Below are 15,786 nucleotides of genomic sequence, written 5' to 3' on the forward strand. Positions count from 1 at the left end.
GTTTAAATTTTCAAATAAATAATTCATCTAAAAATATGAAAATAACCATCCCAAAACTACTATCATTAATTGCTTTTGTGTTTCTATTTTCCTGTAATGGGATTGAAGAAATATTGCCTTCTCAGAGTAAAATTGCTGCCGTTGAAGACGGGGAATCATTTTATGCTTTTCCAAGTATAAATAACGGCACTTTTACAGTTCAAGCAAGTAGTGATTCCTTACGAGAATATCAACTTTTTGTTTTTGACCCACAAGGAAAAAAAATCGCAAATCAAATTATTCCAAAGAAGGATAGTAAAAGTATTACGATTAAGGCTGAACAGAAAGGAACTTATCACGCAACGTTACAAACTCCATCATCCACTTTTACTCGAAAAATTTTAGTTCTATGAAAATGAAAAATTACCTTTTAATTACGCTGTTTTTTCTATGTTCAGTTCAAATTTTTGCTCAGAAAGCTCCCCAAGAATGGTATTTAGACTTAAACATCAATAGATATATGCCAATTGAAAAATGGCAAGAATCAGGAATGGGAATAGGCATTGGAGGAAAAATGATTATACCTCTCAAAAAGAAGTTTGTCCTTTGAGGCTCCGCAGACATCATGTTAAATACTTATAGTGATGGTCCATTTCAAGTTACAGATAATCTTGGGCAAGCTTTGGGTAATTTTGCTAATGCAACAGTCGATTTATCAGTTGGGTTAATTCCCACTATTCACTATTCTTTACACAAAGATTTTTCAATTGGCACAGGTATCGGATTAAGAACTCTTGTTAAATCAGTTACTGCTTATGATGGAAATACTCCACTGAAAAATACATCAACTAATGATTATTACAAGCCTTTTATGCCTATTTTACCGATAGAAATGTCCTTAAAAATTAATAAAGTTCTCTTGAATCTTAGATATGAATATAGCCTTTTGAATAAAATTAAAGGAGATTTAGCTGATTATAAGACTGAAAGATATGGGATTGTGTCTTTGGAGATTGGGTATAAAATTAAGTAACAGATGAACTTACAAAAAAAACAATAGAAAGACTTTGAATTGAAAATAAAATCAGGTTAAGAACTAAAACAACTTAAAACAATGCTAATTGAAAGAACAAATACGGAAGTAATTATTAGGCTTCCTGCGTATGTAGATACAAATGGACTTCAACGTTTGGTTGATTATTTGACTTATAAAGAAGCAACGGCTAAATCTAAGGCTAAGCAATCGGATGTAGATGCCTTGGCAAATGAGGTGAAAGCGGGTTGGTGGGCAAATAACCGAAACCGACTTGTTAAATGAAAATTGTAGTCGATACTAACATCATTTTTAGTGCATTACTAAACTCAAATGGCACAATTGGAGACCTTATTTTTAACTCTGATAAAACATTTGAATTTTATAGTTGCAGCTATATGCGGTATGAAATTTTTAAACATTGGGAACGACTGAAAAAGATTTCAAAATTATCTGAGGAACAATTGCAAATCTCTTACTCACAGATACTTACAAGATTAAAATTCATAAACGAAGAAATTATACCCGTTGAAATATGGTTGGATGCTGAACAAATTACCAAAGATATTGATATTGACGATACGGATTTTGTAGCATTAACTAAATTTTTAAAAGCAACTTTATGGACGGGAGATAAAGTGCTTTATAACGGACTAAGAGAATTAAAATTCAAGAAAGTGCTGAATACAACAGAGATGGTTGCTACTCGGATACTCAAATCGAGAAATTCATAATATTATCAAATTACCCATTCTTCTACCCCTACTTTAAAAGTATATTATTTCAAAATCGAGGTGCTTGCAAACTAAGATTAAAACGCTGACAATCGGCTTATTAATTAATTCACGGTTCGCAGGAAACAGCTCACAAAACCAGTAAAATGTCAAATATTGTTGCAATTGTTGGTCGCCCGAACGTGGGTAAATCAACACTTTTTAATCGCCTTATCGAACAGAAAAAGGCAATCATGGACAACGTCTCGGGCGTTACAAGAGACCGCCATTACGGATACGGCGAGTGGATTGGTAAATTTTTCACTATCATCGATACGGGCGGATACGTTCACGGTTCAGATGATGTTTTTGAAGGGGCAATTCGTGAACAAGTTGAGATGGCTATTTCAGAATCTGACGTTTGTCTTTTCGTGGTAGATTGTTCAACGGGTGTAACTGACTTGGACAAAGACTTTGCAAAAGTGCTTCGGAAGTCAAAAAAACCAGTTTATATCGTTGCCAACAAAGCTGATACCTATGAAAAAGGGATGGAAGCAGTTGAGTTTTATGAATTAGGCATGGGCGACCCTTATGCTATTGCGGCAGAAAGTGGTTCGGGAACGGGAGATTTGTTGGATGCTGTAGTGAGTCATTTTCCAGATGAACCTTACGAAAATCCAACGGCAGGGATTCCTAAAATTGCCATTTTAGGTAAGCCAAACGTAGGAAAATCATCATTTTTGAATGCTCTTTTAGGAAAAGAAAGAAGTATTGTAACGGATATCGCCGGCACAACTCGTGATGCCATCGACAACCATTATAATATGTACGGCAAGGATTTTATCATTACCGATACCGCTGGGATTCGTCGCAAAGCCAAAATGGAAGATAATATCGAGTATTACTCTTTCCTGCGGACAATTAAGGCAATGGAAGAATGTGATATTGCGGTGATTTTAATTGATGCTACTACCATTGATATTCAAACGGGGTTACAGTCGCAGGATATGAACATTGTTTCGATGGCTGACCGTGCGAAAAAAGGAATTGTGTTGATGATTAATAAGTGGGATTTGGTCGAAAAAGATGCGATGACTTCTAAGAATTTGGAAGATGCAGTTCGTAAATGTATGGCCCCTATTAATTATATGCCAATTGTTTTTACTTCGGTAAAAGAGAAACAACGTATTTTTCAGGCCGTAGAGAAGATTTTGGAGGTTTATGAAAATAAAACCAGAAAAATTGCGACTTCAAAATTGAACGATGTCATGTTGAAGGTTATTGAGAATTATCCTCCGCCAGCATGGAAAGGGAAGTACATCAAAATCAAATACATGACGCAATTGCCCACTAAATCACCATCATTTGTGATGTTCTCAAATCTTCCACAATACATCCGTGAAAGTTATGAGCGTTATTTAGAAAACCAAATGCGTGAACATTTTGACTTTACAGGCGTGCCAATTCAGATATATTTTAGACAGAAATAGTGTAGGAATTAGATAAATGGGGATTAAAGATTAGGTTCTTTAATCCCTATTTTTTTAACGAAATTATAAACCAAAACAGCCCACCGATACCCCCTTTTCATCACTCCATCGAAACCGTAAATAACTCCCCTTGTTCATTAGAAATCATTAATTTTTTATTGGAAATAAACACAATGGCTTCTGTTTGTTGATGCGCAAACTTGAAACAGTCAATTGGATTTTTAAAGTTAACTTGCTGATTATCAATACCAAACAAAAATACTTTTCCATAAGTCAGTAAAGCAAATGTTTTTTTATCCGGACTTATGGCAGCCCCCGTCACCATTGTTTTAATAAAAATATCGTCTTTGTGAATGATTGAATAATTGCCCGCTTGGGTAGATAAAGCGTACATTCTAACGACTTTGTTTCCTCTATTTTTGGTGAATAGATACAGACTATCACCGAGCGCAAAAAAAGCTTCGCAATCATAATTTAATTCACTTTTTGTGGGTGGAAATTGCTTTTGATAGGCATAATTAAAGGTTATTTTTTTCATGTTATTGGGCTGATTTTCTGGAAATTTATAGATGGTTAAGTCTTTTCGGTTGTTTGCGTTATTTCCAAAATCTCCAATGTAAATATTCCCTTTATCATCCCGTGTAATTTCTTCCCAATCTATATTTTTTGTATTCGGAAGAGGCAAAATGGATAATAATTTTCCCTTTCTATCTATTTCAAATAATTCAGCTTTATTTCCTCCATCGTTGTGAACCCAAAAAGTAGAATCTTTTGAAGTAGCAACCATACCAGAACATTCCTTTATTTTTGAAGATATTTTCGCAGGTTGAGAAACCATAAAGAAATGTCCTTTGTTCTTAAAACCGTCTATTCGGGCTTCGGATGTACAATTAGTAGAAGCGGCTTTTAGGTTAAATAGCCACCAAAGAACTTTTGACTGGAGGAGCATATTTTTGTAGGTTTAAATGTTTGTTACCATCCTCACGGGATTTTCTACTTTGTTATTGTACATGCTACCAATAAAAAAGCCTGCAAATTTTAAGATTTACAGGCTTTTTTATGAAAATATATTTTATTTAAACTCGCACAACGGCTAATTCTTTCAATTCTTTCATTTGCGTTTTAAAGTATTCAAACGTGCCAAACATTACGGCTGAGAACAAAAGGTTACTCAATAATGTATTTTTCAAAAATGGAAGTCCCATCGTGAAACACATTCCCAAACCTTCCATTGTTTGCGGGTACATCTTCCCTCCTGCCCACACAAAAAAGTTAGAGATTAAGAAGAAACCGACAGTTCCTAAAAGATTAGCAATTAACAAATTAGTAAAATTCACTTTCTTCAAAACGACAATTCCAATGGCTACAACCAAAGCAAAACTTACGAAGACAGCCAATTCAAATCCAAAAGAAAACGTTGGATAATATTTCGTGTAAAAAACATTATTCAAAACCAAGTTTGATAACCAAAGTGCAACCATTGTAACGATAAATGCCCATTGCTTTTTAGCAAAATACGCTCCTCCAAACAATGCCATTGCACCCACTGGTGAAAAATTTTGCATTGAAGGAAAAGCAATTGGTAAAAAACGACTAATGGCTGCTAACAAAATCATCCCTGAAATCACCGCAAAACGTATATCTATTAACTTTTTCATCTTATCATAAAGCGATTTTTAACTCGCTGATTAATTCTATGCTACAAATTTAAGAAGGTTTAGAGAAATCAGCGTAATTTTGGGGAAATTAATACAGTATTATCCAAAAAATGCAAAAATTAGGCTTATTAGGTGGTGGACAATTGGGCAAAATGTTGCTCCAAGCTGCCATAGATTTAGATATTCACGTCAAAATTCTTGATCCCGATGCGGATGCTCCTTGTGCAAAAATTGCTCCCGAATTTGTGGTGGGTTCTTTTCAGGATTTTGAAACCGTTTATCAGTTCGGACAAGATTGCGAGGTGATTACGATTGAGATTGAAAATGTTAATCTCGAAGCACTCAAAAAACTCCAATCGGAAGGGAAAAAAGTATTTCCTCAACCCGAAGTATTAGAAATTATTCAAGACAAACGTATTCAGAAGCAATTTTATAAAGATAATAATCTTCCTACGTCTGATTTTATTTTGACGGATAATTTGGCCGATATTCAAGCAAATGTAGCTTTTCTCCCAGCTTTCAATAAATTAGGAAAAGGCGGTTACGATGGCCGTGGTGTACAAAAATTAAGTTCCGTATCAGAATTACATTTGGCATTTACTGAACCAAGTTTATTAGAAAAAGCCATTGATTTTGACAAAGAAATAGCCGTCATCGTAGCCCGAAATGAACAAGGAGAAATCAAAACTTTCCCAACGGTTGAATGTGTTTTTCATCCAGTTCATAATTTGGTGGAATATCTTTTTTCCCCCGCCGAAGTTTCAGAATCTATCCACGAAAAAGCCAAAGCAATTGCCATTGAAACGGCTGAAAAATTGGGCATCGTTGGATTATTAGCGGTTGAATTATTTTTGACAAAGGATGGACAAATTTTAATCAATGAAGTAGCTCCCAGAACGCACAACAGCGGCCATCATACCATCAGAGCCAATCATACTTCTCAGTTTGAACAACACCTGCGGGCGGTATTGGGTTTGCCTTTGGGTGATACCAAAGCACATTCAAAAGCGGCAATGGTCAATCTTTTGGGTGAAGATGGTTATACTGGCGAAGCCAAATATATAGGCATGAATGAAAGCCTTGCAATATCAGGGGTTTATCCATTTTTATACGGAAAAAAAATCACAAAACCATTTAGGAAAATGGGACATATAACGGTGGTTGATGAGGATTTGGAGAGCCTTAAAATGAAAGTAAAAAAAGTAAAAGAGACTTTGAAAGTGGTAGCTTAAAAGATACAAATACCCATTGGAATCATTTATTTAACGTTTTTTTAATTTTACAATTTAACTTTGTTCGTACAAACCAATAATTAAAAATGATAGGAATCATCATGGGCAGTATTTCAGACCTTAAAGTCATGGAAGAAGCCGTAGAAATTTGCAAATACTTTGACGTAGCTTATGAAATCGACATTGTATCGGCTCATCGCACGCCTTTAAAAATGGTAGAATACGCACAAACTGCCCGTGAACGTGGCGTAAAAGTTATTATTGCGGGTGCAGGTGGAGCGGCACATTTGCCTGGGATGGTTGCAGCGGTAACGACTTTACCCGTAATCGGCGTACCCGTGAAATCTTCCAATTCGATTGATGGGTGGGATTCGGTACTATCAATTTTGCAAATGCCCTCGGGCGTTCCTGTGGCAACAGTTGCATTGAATGGAGCAAAAAATGCTGGAATTCTCGCAATTCAGATGTTAGGCATTGAAAATCAGGAAATTGCTATTAAATTGCAAGCATATAAAACTGAATTAAGTGAAAAAGTTGCAGAAATGGTTTCTGAATTAAAATCAAAAAAATAAACTTTTCTTTTTATTGAATCCTAAATATCCTTACAATCATGGAAGAAAACCGTAATCCTCGCCCCATTGAAGAAACTTCAAAACTTCCCACTATTACCCTATTTGTGCTAATTGCCATGGTTATTGCGCTACTTTTTGTGGGATGGCAATCTATGAAAGATGATGGAGTAAAGGAAGATGAATTAGTTAGTAAACGCCCAAATTCTGTGGCAATATCTGGACAGGATGGCGCCGATGCCGTTGTGATTCCTGCACCTTTGGAAGAAACTGGTGAAGAGAATGTGGCAAAAGACGAAAAGAAAAAAGAGGAGAAGAAAATAGAGACCAAAAAGGAAGAAACTCCTAAAAAGGAAGAGAAATCTAAAGAAGAACCAAAGAAGGTGGAAGTTCCGATAGGCGAAACCATCTCACACACGGTCCAATCGGGAGAGACTTTCTACGGAATTGCTAATCGTTATCACTTGACTAAAGCAACTCTACAAGCCATCAATCCTGGGGTTGCTCCCGACGGCATTAAGGTGGGCGTAACGAAATTGAATGTTAAAATTCAGACCATTCATACCGTTGGGGCCGGCGATGTTCTCAGAGTGGTTGCACAGAAATACGGTATCAGTAAACAAGCTCTGATGGATGCCAATAAGAAGACAAAAGATATGTCGGAACGGGGAGAAAAGTTGATTATTCCTTTGAAATAGAACATAAAAAAATCCTCTGTCGTTAAAACAGAGGATTTTTTTATGTTACAATCTTGAAGCGATACCATCGTGAATTTGTTCTAAGGTTTCATGCAAACCAAACGTCCAATTCCAAGTCGGATAATGTGCTTTAAATTTTGATAAATCTGAAATATACCAAATGTGGTCGCCTACACGATTTGTTTCTGAGTAGCTATAACTCATTTTTTTGCCCGTCAATTCTTCACAAATTGCAATGCCTTCCAACATTGAACAGTTGGCAAAACGTCCTCCCCCAGCATTATAAACTTCGCCAGCCCGTGGATTTTGGTAGAAATGCCAGAACATATTCACTAAATCATACGAGTGAATATTGTCACGAACTTGTTTTCCTTTATAACCAAAAATTGTATAGTGATTTCCTGTAATGGCACATTTCATTAAATACGCTAAGAAACCATGTAATTGAGTTCCTGAGTGATTTGGTCCTGTTAAACATCCGCCTCTGAATACGCCCGTTTTCATGCCAAAATATCTACCATATTCTTGCACCAATACATCGGCTGCTACTTTTGAGGCGCCAAATAATGAATGTTTTGTATGGTCGATGCTATGTTTTTCGTCGATACCATTCGCAAAATAAGGATGGTTGGCATCAATTTCAAAGCGAGTTTCCGTTTCGATTAAAGGTAAATAATTTGGATTATCTCCATAAACTTTATTCGTAGAAGTAAATATAAAAACTGCCTCTGGACAATGTTGGCGAGTCATTTCCAACATATTTAATGTCCCATTGGCATTTACCGTAAAATCAGTAAAGGGTTCTTTGGCTGCCCAATCGTGAGAGGGTTGTGCGGCGGTGTGCAATACGCAGGTAATATCGGTTCCGTATTCTTTGAAAATTACTTCCAATTGTGAAACCTCCCGAATGTCGGCTTGATAATGTTTATAATTTGAAAATTGTTCTTCCAAACGACTACGATTCCAAGCCGTTGAAGCCTCTTCACCAAAGAAATATTGACGCATATTGTTATCTATGCCAATGACTAAATCAAATTTATCTGAGAAAAATTTAACGGCTTCGCTTCCAATTAAGCCAGCCGAACCCGTAACGAGTGCAATATTCATTGATTTCCTGAGTTATGAGGTATTTTTATTGAAATACAAAAAGCGTTACGAAAATTCGCAACGCCCTTTAAAAGTATGGTAAAATATTGAGATTATTGAATCTCGAAAAACTAATTACCCTGTGCGTTGGTGCTATCGTTGAAAAGTTTTTCACGAATTTTATTAGCTCTAACCTCATTCTCAGGCTTAGCTGTGTATTTATTTTTTGTCTGACGGGCAGCAGAATCTGGATGTACTCCATAAACATACTGATCCTGTTCATTAAGATCTATTTGCTTAATTGTGTTGTTTTTTTGATAGTCACAAGCAGTGGCTAATAAAGCAATGGCAACAACGGCTAAAATATTTTTACGATTCATGTTGAGTAAATTCTGTATTTATTGTACAAATTTAATGCAGTATGGTTAATTAAAAAAATATTTATCCTTAGTTCTTGATGATTAGTTCATCGATTTGAGATTATTCTTAGTTTAATTATATTCTTTCATTGTTATTCTTAGATTGCTTTAGCAATACTCTTTGAATTTTATATTATTTTTGAAGTAGTAAGTTTAAACTAAGTGCAAATATTTTCGAAAAAACTTGACATTCTCATTTATTGGCATTAACATTGTAGAACATTTCACTAACCTGTGATTTCTCCCGTTAAAACTCTGATTTACAAGTGTTTAACGTCAATTTTCCATCTCGTACCAAATTTTCCCAATTTGATTTCAAGCTTTACTATCTTTTTAAAAAGAAATTCCATTGTTCCATTTAACCACAAACTCGCAAAGTTTTTACTTTGTAACCATTATTTTATAACTTCTTATGTACAAAATTGAAGAATTAGACCTGATGCTCATCTCTGAGCTTCTTGTGCTTGCCAAAAAATATGCTATTCCTGAGATTAATGACCTTCCGAAGCAAGAACTTATCTATAAGATACTGAACAAACAGGCGGTATTGCCACAAGATGACCGCAAACCTGCCATAAAAGATACTATGCAAGACGATAACAGACCAGAAAGAAAAGTGAGGAAAGAGATTGCTCCGACAACAGATGCCCCACGCCCCAAAAGAATACGCATCGCAAAAGATGAAAATGAAATAGCAGCTTCTGAAACTCATTCAGCAACTGAGCCTGCGTATATACCAGAACCGACAAAAGCAAGGAGTGTAAATAAACCTAAAGTAGCAACAGAAGTAGTGTCAGAAGCTAATTCTTACGAGTTTGATGAAGAACCAATTGTAGATTTTCCGAGTGATATTGAGGAAGATTTTTCAGTAGATACCTCTTTTATTACACCTGATGACCACTCTGGGCTTCCACAAGAGACTGAAACTCGTCAAGAGTCCCGTCAAGCAGGGAATGGATTTAAAAAACCAATTTATAATCAAGCCATTCGTGAATTTGATGGAATCATTGAAAATGAAGGCGTTTTGGAGATTATGCAAGATGGTGGCTACGGATTTTTGCGTTCAGCAGATTATAATTATTTAGCCTCGCCCGATGATATTTACGTATCGCCTTCTCAAATTAAATTATTTGGTTTGAAAACGGGTGATACCGTTCGTGGAGCAATTCGTCCACCAAAAGAAGGAGAGAAGTATTTTGCTCTTTTGCGAGTTGAATCAGTAAATGGAAAAACAACAGAAGAGATTCGTGATAGAATTCCATTTGAATATTTGACACCCTTATTTCCAGAAGAAAAATTAAGACTATCCTCTCGTCCAGACCAATTTTCAACCCGAATTCTTGATTTGTTTGCTCCCATCGGAAAAGGACAACGTGGTATGATTGTAGCACAGCCCAAAACTGGTAAAACAGTGTTACTCAAAGAGATAGCGAATGCGATTTCTAAAAATCACCCAGAGGTGTATTTATTAATTTTATTGATTGACGAACGTCCTGAAGAGGTTACAGATATGCAACGTAGTGTGCGTGCAGAAGTGATTGCTTCTACGTTTGATGAACAGGCAGAACGCCACGTGAAAGTTGCCAGTATTGTGTTGGAAAAAGCAAAACGTATGGTAGAATGTGGACACGATGTGGTGATTCTGTTGGATTCAATTACTCGTTTAGCACGTGCGTATAATACCGTTATCCCATCGTCGGGAAAGATTCTTTCGGGTGGTGTGGATGCCAATGCCTTACACAAACCCAAACGCTTTTTTGGAGCGGCTCGTAATGTTGAAAATGGTGGTTCATTGACCATTATTGCCACGGCTTTGATTGATACAGGTTCAAAGATGGATGAAGTTATCTTTGAAGAATTTAAGGGTACGGGTAATATGGAATTACAATTAGACCGTAAATTATCGAACCGTAGAATGTATCCTGCCATTGATATTACTGCCTCTGGAACACGTAGAGAAGATTTGTTGATGGATAAAGAGACGTTACAAAGAGTTTGGATTTTGAGAAAACACATGAGCGACATGAACTCGGTGGAAGCAATGGAATTCTTGCAGCAGCAAATGAAAGGAACAAAAACGAATGAAGAGTTTTTGGTTTCTATGAATAGATAAATTGTTTTGCAAATTTGAGTTTGAATCTTAAATTTTCGAATTAAGTATCGCACAATTTGGGGGCGTGTGGTCGCAGGCTCAAATCATACCATCCCGACAACTATACTTTCAGACCGCTTCAAAAGCCTCCAAATGGCATTTTGAAGCGGTTTTTTGTTTCAGTCTGATTCGGAATGTTTCAGTTTTATTTGTATATTGTTTCATATTTGTTTCAGTAAAATGGCAGATAATCTGTCCATGAAGTTTCTTCTTACTCTGCAAAATGAGAAAAATGGAGAATCAATAATTGTGCTTCGCATCCTAATATAATCGGTAGAAAGCTGAACTTTCCACGAAAATCATGAAATCCAAAGAATATACCTCCCGAACAATGGCATTATTTACAATAAAGGGGACTTATTGAATCTGTTTTTAACCTTATGAAAAACCATTGTGATATTGACCATACAAGACACAAAAGTATAAAGAACCTCTTCATTAACTTCTGGTCAGGGTTGATCGCTTATTTTTTTATGGATAGTTTTCCAATCATGCCAGTATTTATACCTAAAATTAGCAAAAATGAAAATACGAATTTTGTACTAATATAAGATTTGAAACCAAAACTCGCATAATGAAGTTTTCAAAGACGAAGAATACAAGAGAAAAATGAATACAGTATTCGATTGGTTTTGGAAAACAATCATTTGAATCAAATGACTGGTAATTCTTGTAAATTTGAACCAAGGGACAAAGTCAGCCGTTAGATGTTTAATTGCTCTAATGACCATTATTTTTTTGAAGAATGAGTAATTTACCGATAAACAAGCAGAAAAAACCTTTAAAGTCTTAATATAGAAAAACTTAATAATCGGCAATTTTACTTTAAAAACACTAATCGATAATAGCAAAAATAATCGTTTACTGTGGACAATAGTTTTTGTCGCTTAAAATGATGTACAATGAAATTTTATATTATATTTGAAATTAATTATGAAACTATACATCAAATACGATATAAATATTGTTTGCAAGAAGATTTTGCAAGACCAACTTGAAAGGTTGGAGCTATCTTACAATCTGTTAGGTTATACCGAAGTTGAAATCAAGGAAGAAGTTTCGAGTGAAAAATTAAAGGAGTTTTACGCAGCTCTAAATAATTATGGTATTGAGGTTGTAGAAAGCAACAAAAGCATTTTAGTACAGAGAATTAAAGATGCCATTATCGAAATGGTTTATATGGAAGACAAGTTGCCCGTCTCAAAAATATCTTCTTATTTAGCAGATAAAATGAGTCATAGTTACGGCTACCTTTCTAATGTTTTTGCCGAAGTAACCTATACATCTATTGAAAATTTCATAATTTTGCATAGAATTGAATTAGCAAAGAAAATGATAACTTTTGATGAATTTTCTTTTACTGAAATTGCCCATAAGCTGAATTACAGTAGCCTCGCTCATTTTTGCACACAATTTAAAAATACCACGGGTTTAACTCCTTCCGCTTTTAAAAGAATAATTATCAAAAGGCGTGAGACTGTTATGAACACAATTTAAACATCTATACGTTATTCAATGTTATCAGGTGAATGTTATTAAAATACTTACAATCAATGGCTTAATAATATTGAGTTAAATTGATTAAATTTTCAACTCTAATCAAGAACTTTAACACACAAACCAAATATTTATTTTCTAATTACAAAATGCCCTATATATGCAGAATGAGCCAATTTATATATTGCTTGCAGACGATGATGAAGATGACCGCCTTTTTTTTAGTGATGCGATTAAGGAATTAAAAATGAATACCGTAGTAAATGTTGTGAAGGATGGACAGGAATTAATTAATCACCTTTTGCAGACCGACGCTATTTTACCTCATGTATTATTTCTCGATTTGAATATGCCCATCAAAACGGGTTTGGAATGTTTAAAAGAAATTAAAAATATTGAGCGTTTAAAAAACATTGCAGTAGCTATTTATTCAACTTCTGCTTCGGAAAAAGATATTGAAGAAACCTTCGTGAGAGGTGCCAATGTTTATATCAAGAAACCAAGCAGTTTTAATTCCCTTAAAAAAGTACTTTCTGAAGTAATTACCCTCAATTGGCAATATCAAACTTCTGGTTTGAATCGTGACAATTTTTTACTCAGTCTCTAATCTCAAATATCCGAAATTATAAACCTATAAGTTCTCAAAAACTTATAGGTTTTGTTTATTAATTGTACCACAAATTTCATCAAGCTTATGAAATGATGATAATGCAACCACCGATTTATTCTCTATCTAATCAACATACTAACTACTTGATTTTTAATTATTATAAACCAATTTTAGTATGTAATTTACCTTGGAATGATTTTCCATTCTATTAAATAATATGAATAATAAAGCCATTTTTACATCTTCTTTTTTTCTTAAAAGGGTATTTTTAGGGGCTTTGCTTATTCTTATTTTTATTTCAGGCGTCACTTATCGCCACACCATTGCCCTTTCCAAATCTACCAATGCCGTTTTGCATTCTCAGAAAGTCCATCTTGAATTTGAGCAATTATTATCCTATATCAAAGATGCTGAAATTGGTCAGCGAGGTTTTATTATTAGCCATATTCCTGCATTTCTCCAACCGTATAATGGTTCACGTGAAAAAGTTAATGAATCCTTTAAAACTTTAAGAGCGTTAACGGCTGACAATCTAAAACAACAAAACAATTTAGATTCTCTTCACAAACTCATAGATTTGAGGTTCTATTTGTTAAAAATTTCATTACAAGCAAATATAAGAAATACTGATAATGCTGAATTATTGAATAAAAGGCTTTTAGAAGGCAAAGTTATCATGGATAAAATTCGCCTAAAAGTAGATGAAATGATAAATTTAGAAATGATTTATTTGAAAGAGCGACAATCTATCTACGAAGATGAAATATCGTTTACGCCCATTTTTACGATTTCCCTCTTTCTTTTTACCGTATTGATTTTTGTCATTTCTTATTTGATGATTAATCGTGACTTGAAGAATGTGCAAAAAGCCAATGAGGTATTGATTGTAACCACCGAATCTATTAATCACGCTGAGATAATTGGCAATTTTTGTACAACCCAATGGAATATTAAAACAAGAGAACTCATTTATTCAGACAATTTGTATAGATTATTGGGTTGTCAACCCCATTCATTTACGCCTACCGTTCAAAATTACTTAGAATTTGTCCATCCAGAAGATAGACATATCGTAGAAAATGGTTCAAAAGATATTTTTGAAAAGGAAAAAATGTATCAACGTTCCTACCGAATAATTAGGAGAGATGGCGAGATAAGATATTTTAAATCAATCGGAAGAATGATTGAAAATGATACGAACACCAAAACGCACATTGGGGTAATCAGTGATATCACAGAACAATATTTAAACAATTCGGAATTAGAAGACCGTAATCTTGAATTAGAACAAAGCAATAAAGAATTAGCCTCTTTCAACTACGTAGCAAGTCACGATTTGCAAGAACCACTGCGTAAAATTCAACTATTTATTTCTCGCATTGAAGAAACCGAGAAGGACAATTTATCGGAAGTTGGGCTTGAATATTTTTTAAGGATTCATAAGTCAGCATTAAGAATGCGTACCTTAATTGATGATTTATTGATGTTTTCAAGAACAAATAAAACCGACAAAGCCATTGAGAAAACTGATATAAATCTTATTTTTCAGAAAGCAAAAAATGAATTAGCCGAAATAATTGAAGAAAAAATGGCGGTTATACAAACAACTAAATTGCCCATTTTAAACGTAATTCCTTATCAAATTCAACAGCTATTTATTAACCTCATCAGTAATTCGCTGAAATATTGCCGAGTAAATGTGAGTCCTGTAATTAAGATAGAATGTGAAAAAGTAAGAGCAAAAGACTATAAAGAAATATTTAGAATCAACGGTGAAAAGAAATATTATAAATTTACTTTCACCGATAATGGCTTAGGTTTTGAACAACTTCAATCCGAAAATATTTTCATTCTCTTCAACCGTTTATTTCACAAAACGGAATACTCAGGGACGGGTATTGGCTTGGCAATTTGCAAAAAAATTGTGGAAAATCATGGTGGCTTTATCATGGCACAAGGCAGACCCAACGAAGGTGCTACGTTCACATTTTTCCTTCCTGAATAAAAATAGATATAGCTACTTCATCTAAATTCATAAAAAGGGCAACTTTTAGACCGCCACTTTTATAAGTTTGAATACTTTAAACACATCGAGCATTGCTAAGTTATTTTTCATCAGATATTTATAAAGTCTTTTTCCATGAGTAAAAAGATTTAGCGTATCTTTTTGAACTTTGTAAATTCTTTTTATCCATGATTTTTTAGTAAAAATGGCAACACCCATCCCGATTAATCATAAATATGCTAAGGCACAAACAATAATAAGTCGGTTCAATCTTTTAGGCTCAGTCATTTTAGACTTTTGAAGATTAAAACCTTCACTATTAAAGTCCTTGAAAAGTGTCTCTATTTTGAATCTTTTTCTGTAATAACCAATTGCCATTTGCCCTATTTCTTGATTAGTCAAAAGACAAACTGGGTCTTTGAAAGCCCTTTCATGCCAGAGGACGAAATGAGTTTTAACTTGGCTACTTAATTAACCATCAGGTATAAAAAAACAAGCACTATCTCCCACATTTAATTTTTTAGGTTGGAAAACTTCTTGGTCTTGATTAGTTAATAGGGTATCTTTTGCAGTGCTCAAAACGTAAATTGGGTGTCCCCTTCAATTTCATATTTTGGAGTTGATCTTGATAATCAAGGGAGCAAA

The 15,786-nt window shown here is 34.6% G+C and carries 17 protein-coding genes; 13 read left to right on the forward strand and 4 right to left on the reverse strand.

The genetic code is table 11. The features are described from left to right. The first annotated feature begins 35 nt into the window (after positions 1 to 35). The 6 genes from AC1W31_RS03920 to der all read left to right on the forward strand — a co-directional run bounded on the left by AC1W31_RS03920 (position 36) and on the right by der (position 3,215). Positions 36 to 392, forward strand: coding sequence for a T9SS type A sorting domain-containing protein (locus AC1W31_RS03920; protein ID WP_481733100.1), 357 nt, complete (start codon positions 36 to 38; stop codon positions 390 to 392). 2 nt (positions 393 to 394) lie between these two features. Next, positions 395 to 589: a hypothetical protein gene (locus tag AC1W31_RS03925; RefSeq protein WP_481733101.1), complete on the forward strand. Its 195-nt coding sequence runs from the start codon at positions 395 to 397 to the stop codon at positions 587 to 589. 15 nt (positions 590 to 604) lie between these two features. Beyond that, the gene (locus AC1W31_RS03930; protein WP_481733102.1) at positions 605 to 1,012 is read left to right on the forward strand and encodes a hypothetical protein; all 408 of its coding nucleotides are present in this window, start codon (positions 605 to 607) and stop codon (positions 1,010 to 1,012) included. A gap of 81 nt (positions 1,013 to 1,093) precedes the next feature. Further along, positions 1,094 to 1,297: a hypothetical protein gene (locus AC1W31_RS03935; protein ID WP_481733103.1), complete on the forward strand. Its 204-nt coding sequence runs from the start codon at positions 1,094 to 1,096 to the stop codon at positions 1,295 to 1,297. After that, positions 1,294 to 1,746, forward strand: coding sequence for a PIN domain-containing protein (locus tag AC1W31_RS03940; protein WP_481733104.1), 453 nt, complete (start codon positions 1,294 to 1,296; stop codon positions 1,744 to 1,746). Before AC1W31_RS03935 ends, AC1W31_RS03940 begins: the two co-directional genes overlap by 4 nt. A gap of 146 nt (positions 1,747 to 1,892) precedes the next feature. Beyond that, on the forward strand, positions 1,893 to 3,215 hold the full coding sequence (der, locus tag AC1W31_RS03945) for a ribosome biogenesis GTPase Der (protein ID WP_481733105.1): 1,323 nt from the start codon (positions 1,893 to 1,895) through the stop codon (positions 3,213 to 3,215). Positions 3,216 to 3,315: 100 nt separating this feature from the next. On the opposite strand, the gene AC1W31_RS03950 is transcribed toward der, so the two are convergent. Together AC1W31_RS03950 and AC1W31_RS03955 are read right to left on the reverse strand one after the other, a co-directional pair. Then, on the reverse strand, positions 3,316 to 4,164 hold the full coding sequence (locus AC1W31_RS03950; protein WP_481733106.1) for a hypothetical protein: 849 nt from the start codon (positions 4,162 to 4,164) through the stop codon (positions 3,316 to 3,318). A 127-nt stretch (positions 4,165 to 4,291) separates the two neighbouring features. Then, positions 4,292 to 4,873, reverse strand: a complete 582-nt coding sequence (locus AC1W31_RS03955) for a DUF6580 family putative transport protein (protein WP_481733107.1) — start codon at positions 4,871 to 4,873, stop codon at positions 4,292 to 4,294. Between the two features lie 110 nt (positions 4,874 to 4,983). Between AC1W31_RS03955 and AC1W31_RS03960 the strand changes: the two genes are divergently transcribed. The 3 genes from AC1W31_RS03960 (at position 4,984) to AC1W31_RS03970 (ending at position 7,372) form a co-directional block, all read left to right on the forward strand. Next, positions 4,984 to 6,105, forward strand: a complete 1,122-nt coding sequence (locus AC1W31_RS03960; RefSeq protein ID WP_481733108.1) for a 5-(carboxyamino)imidazole ribonucleotide synthase — start codon at positions 4,984 to 4,986, stop codon at positions 6,103 to 6,105. A gap of 86 nt (positions 6,106 to 6,191) precedes the next feature. Beyond that, positions 6,192 to 6,677, forward strand: coding sequence for a 5-(carboxyamino)imidazole ribonucleotide mutase (gene purE, locus AC1W31_RS03965; RefSeq protein ID WP_481733109.1), 486 nt, complete (start codon positions 6,192 to 6,194; stop codon positions 6,675 to 6,677). A 38-nt stretch (positions 6,678 to 6,715) separates the two neighbouring features. Next, entirely contained in the window at positions 6,716 to 7,372 is a 657-nt protein-coding gene (locus tag AC1W31_RS03970) for a LysM peptidoglycan-binding domain-containing protein (protein WP_481733110.1), read from the forward strand. Between the two features lie 45 nt (positions 7,373 to 7,417). Here AC1W31_RS03970 and AC1W31_RS03975 read toward each other — a convergent pair whose 3' ends face one another. Next, positions 7,418 to 8,479 carry an NAD-dependent epimerase/dehydratase family protein gene (locus AC1W31_RS03975; protein WP_481733111.1) on the reverse strand — a complete coding sequence of 354 codons (1,062 nt, stop codon included), beginning with the start codon at positions 8,477 to 8,479 and terminating at the stop codon, positions 7,418 to 7,420. Positions 8,480 to 8,589: 110 nt separating this feature from the next. Beyond that, the gene (locus tag AC1W31_RS03980) at positions 8,590 to 8,838 is read right to left on the reverse strand and encodes a hypothetical protein (protein ID WP_481733112.1); all 249 of its coding nucleotides are present in this window, start codon (positions 8,836 to 8,838) and stop codon (positions 8,590 to 8,592) included. Between the two features lie 451 nt (positions 8,839 to 9,289). Here AC1W31_RS03980 and rho point away from each other — a divergent pair, with 451 nt between their 5' ends. The 4 genes from rho (at position 9,290) to AC1W31_RS04000 (ending at position 15,141) form a co-directional block, all read left to right on the forward strand. Next, positions 9,290 to 10,990: a transcription termination factor Rho gene (gene rho, locus AC1W31_RS03985; protein WP_481733113.1), complete on the forward strand. Its 1,701-nt coding sequence runs from the start codon at positions 9,290 to 9,292 to the stop codon at positions 10,988 to 10,990. 972 nt (positions 10,991 to 11,962) lie between these two features. After that, complete coding sequence (locus tag AC1W31_RS03990; RefSeq protein WP_481733114.1) at positions 11,963 to 12,526, forward strand: helix-turn-helix domain-containing protein; 564 nt, start codon at positions 11,963 to 11,965, stop codon at positions 12,524 to 12,526. Positions 12,527 to 12,686: 160 nt separating this feature from the next. Beyond that, positions 12,687 to 13,133, forward strand: coding sequence for a response regulator (locus tag AC1W31_RS03995; protein ID WP_481733115.1), 447 nt, complete (start codon positions 12,687 to 12,689; stop codon positions 13,131 to 13,133). A 220-nt stretch (positions 13,134 to 13,353) separates the two neighbouring features. After that, entirely contained in the window at positions 13,354 to 15,141 is a 1,788-nt protein-coding gene (locus AC1W31_RS04000) for a sensor histidine kinase (protein ID WP_481733116.1), read from the forward strand. Positions 15,142 to 15,786: the final 645 nt, after the last annotated feature.

Source organism: Arcicella sp. (genome assembly GCF_964672035.1).

What these genes read in the sequence shown, in the direction of transcription:
- AC1W31_RS03920 (WP_481733100.1), top strand. Translation starts at nt 36, where the DNA reads ATGAAAATAACCATCCCAAAACTACTATCATTAATTGCTTTTGTGTTT.
- AC1W31_RS03925 (WP_481733101.1), top strand. Translation starts at nt 395, where the DNA reads ATGAAAAATTACCTTTTAATTACGCTGTTTTTTCTATGTTCAGTTCAA.
- AC1W31_RS03930 (WP_481733102.1), top strand. Translation starts at nt 605, where the DNA reads ATGTTAAATACTTATAGTGATGGTCCATTTCAAGTTACAGATAATCTT.
- AC1W31_RS03935 (WP_481733103.1), top strand. Translation starts at nt 1,094, where the DNA reads ATGCTAATTGAAAGAACAAATACGGAAGTAATTATTAGGCTTCCTGCG.
- AC1W31_RS03940 (WP_481733104.1), top strand. Translation starts at nt 1,294, where the DNA reads ATGAAAATTGTAGTCGATACTAACATCATTTTTAGTGCATTACTAAAC.
- der (WP_481733105.1), top strand. Translation starts at nt 1,893, where the DNA reads ATGTCAAATATTGTTGCAATTGTTGGTCGCCCGAACGTGGGTAAATCA.
- AC1W31_RS03950 (WP_481733106.1), bottom strand. Translation starts at nt 4,164, where the DNA reads ATGCTCCTCCAGTCAAAAGTTCTTTGGTGGCTATTTAACCTAAAAGCC.
- AC1W31_RS03955 (WP_481733107.1), bottom strand. Translation starts at nt 4,873, where the DNA reads ATGAAAAAGTTAATAGATATACGTTTTGCGGTGATTTCAGGGATGATT.
- AC1W31_RS03960 (WP_481733108.1), top strand. Translation starts at nt 4,984, where the DNA reads ATGCAAAAATTAGGCTTATTAGGTGGTGGACAATTGGGCAAAATGTTG.
- purE (WP_481733109.1), top strand. Translation starts at nt 6,192, where the DNA reads ATGATAGGAATCATCATGGGCAGTATTTCAGACCTTAAAGTCATGGAA.
- AC1W31_RS03970 (WP_481733110.1), top strand. Translation starts at nt 6,716, where the DNA reads ATGGAAGAAAACCGTAATCCTCGCCCCATTGAAGAAACTTCAAAACTT.
- AC1W31_RS03975 (WP_481733111.1), bottom strand. Translation starts at nt 8,479, where the DNA reads ATGAATATTGCACTCGTTACGGGTTCGGCTGGCTTAATTGGAAGCGAA.
- AC1W31_RS03980 (WP_481733112.1), bottom strand. Translation starts at nt 8,838, where the DNA reads ATGAATCGTAAAAATATTTTAGCCGTTGTTGCCATTGCTTTATTAGCC.
- rho (WP_481733113.1), top strand. Translation starts at nt 9,290, where the DNA reads ATGTACAAAATTGAAGAATTAGACCTGATGCTCATCTCTGAGCTTCTT.
- AC1W31_RS03990 (WP_481733114.1), top strand. Translation starts at nt 11,963, where the DNA reads ATGAAACTATACATCAAATACGATATAAATATTGTTTGCAAGAAGATT.
- AC1W31_RS03995 (WP_481733115.1), top strand. Translation starts at nt 12,687, where the DNA reads ATGCAGAATGAGCCAATTTATATATTGCTTGCAGACGATGATGAAGAT.
- AC1W31_RS04000 (WP_481733116.1), top strand. Translation starts at nt 13,354, where the DNA reads ATGAATAATAAAGCCATTTTTACATCTTCTTTTTTTCTTAAAAGGGTA.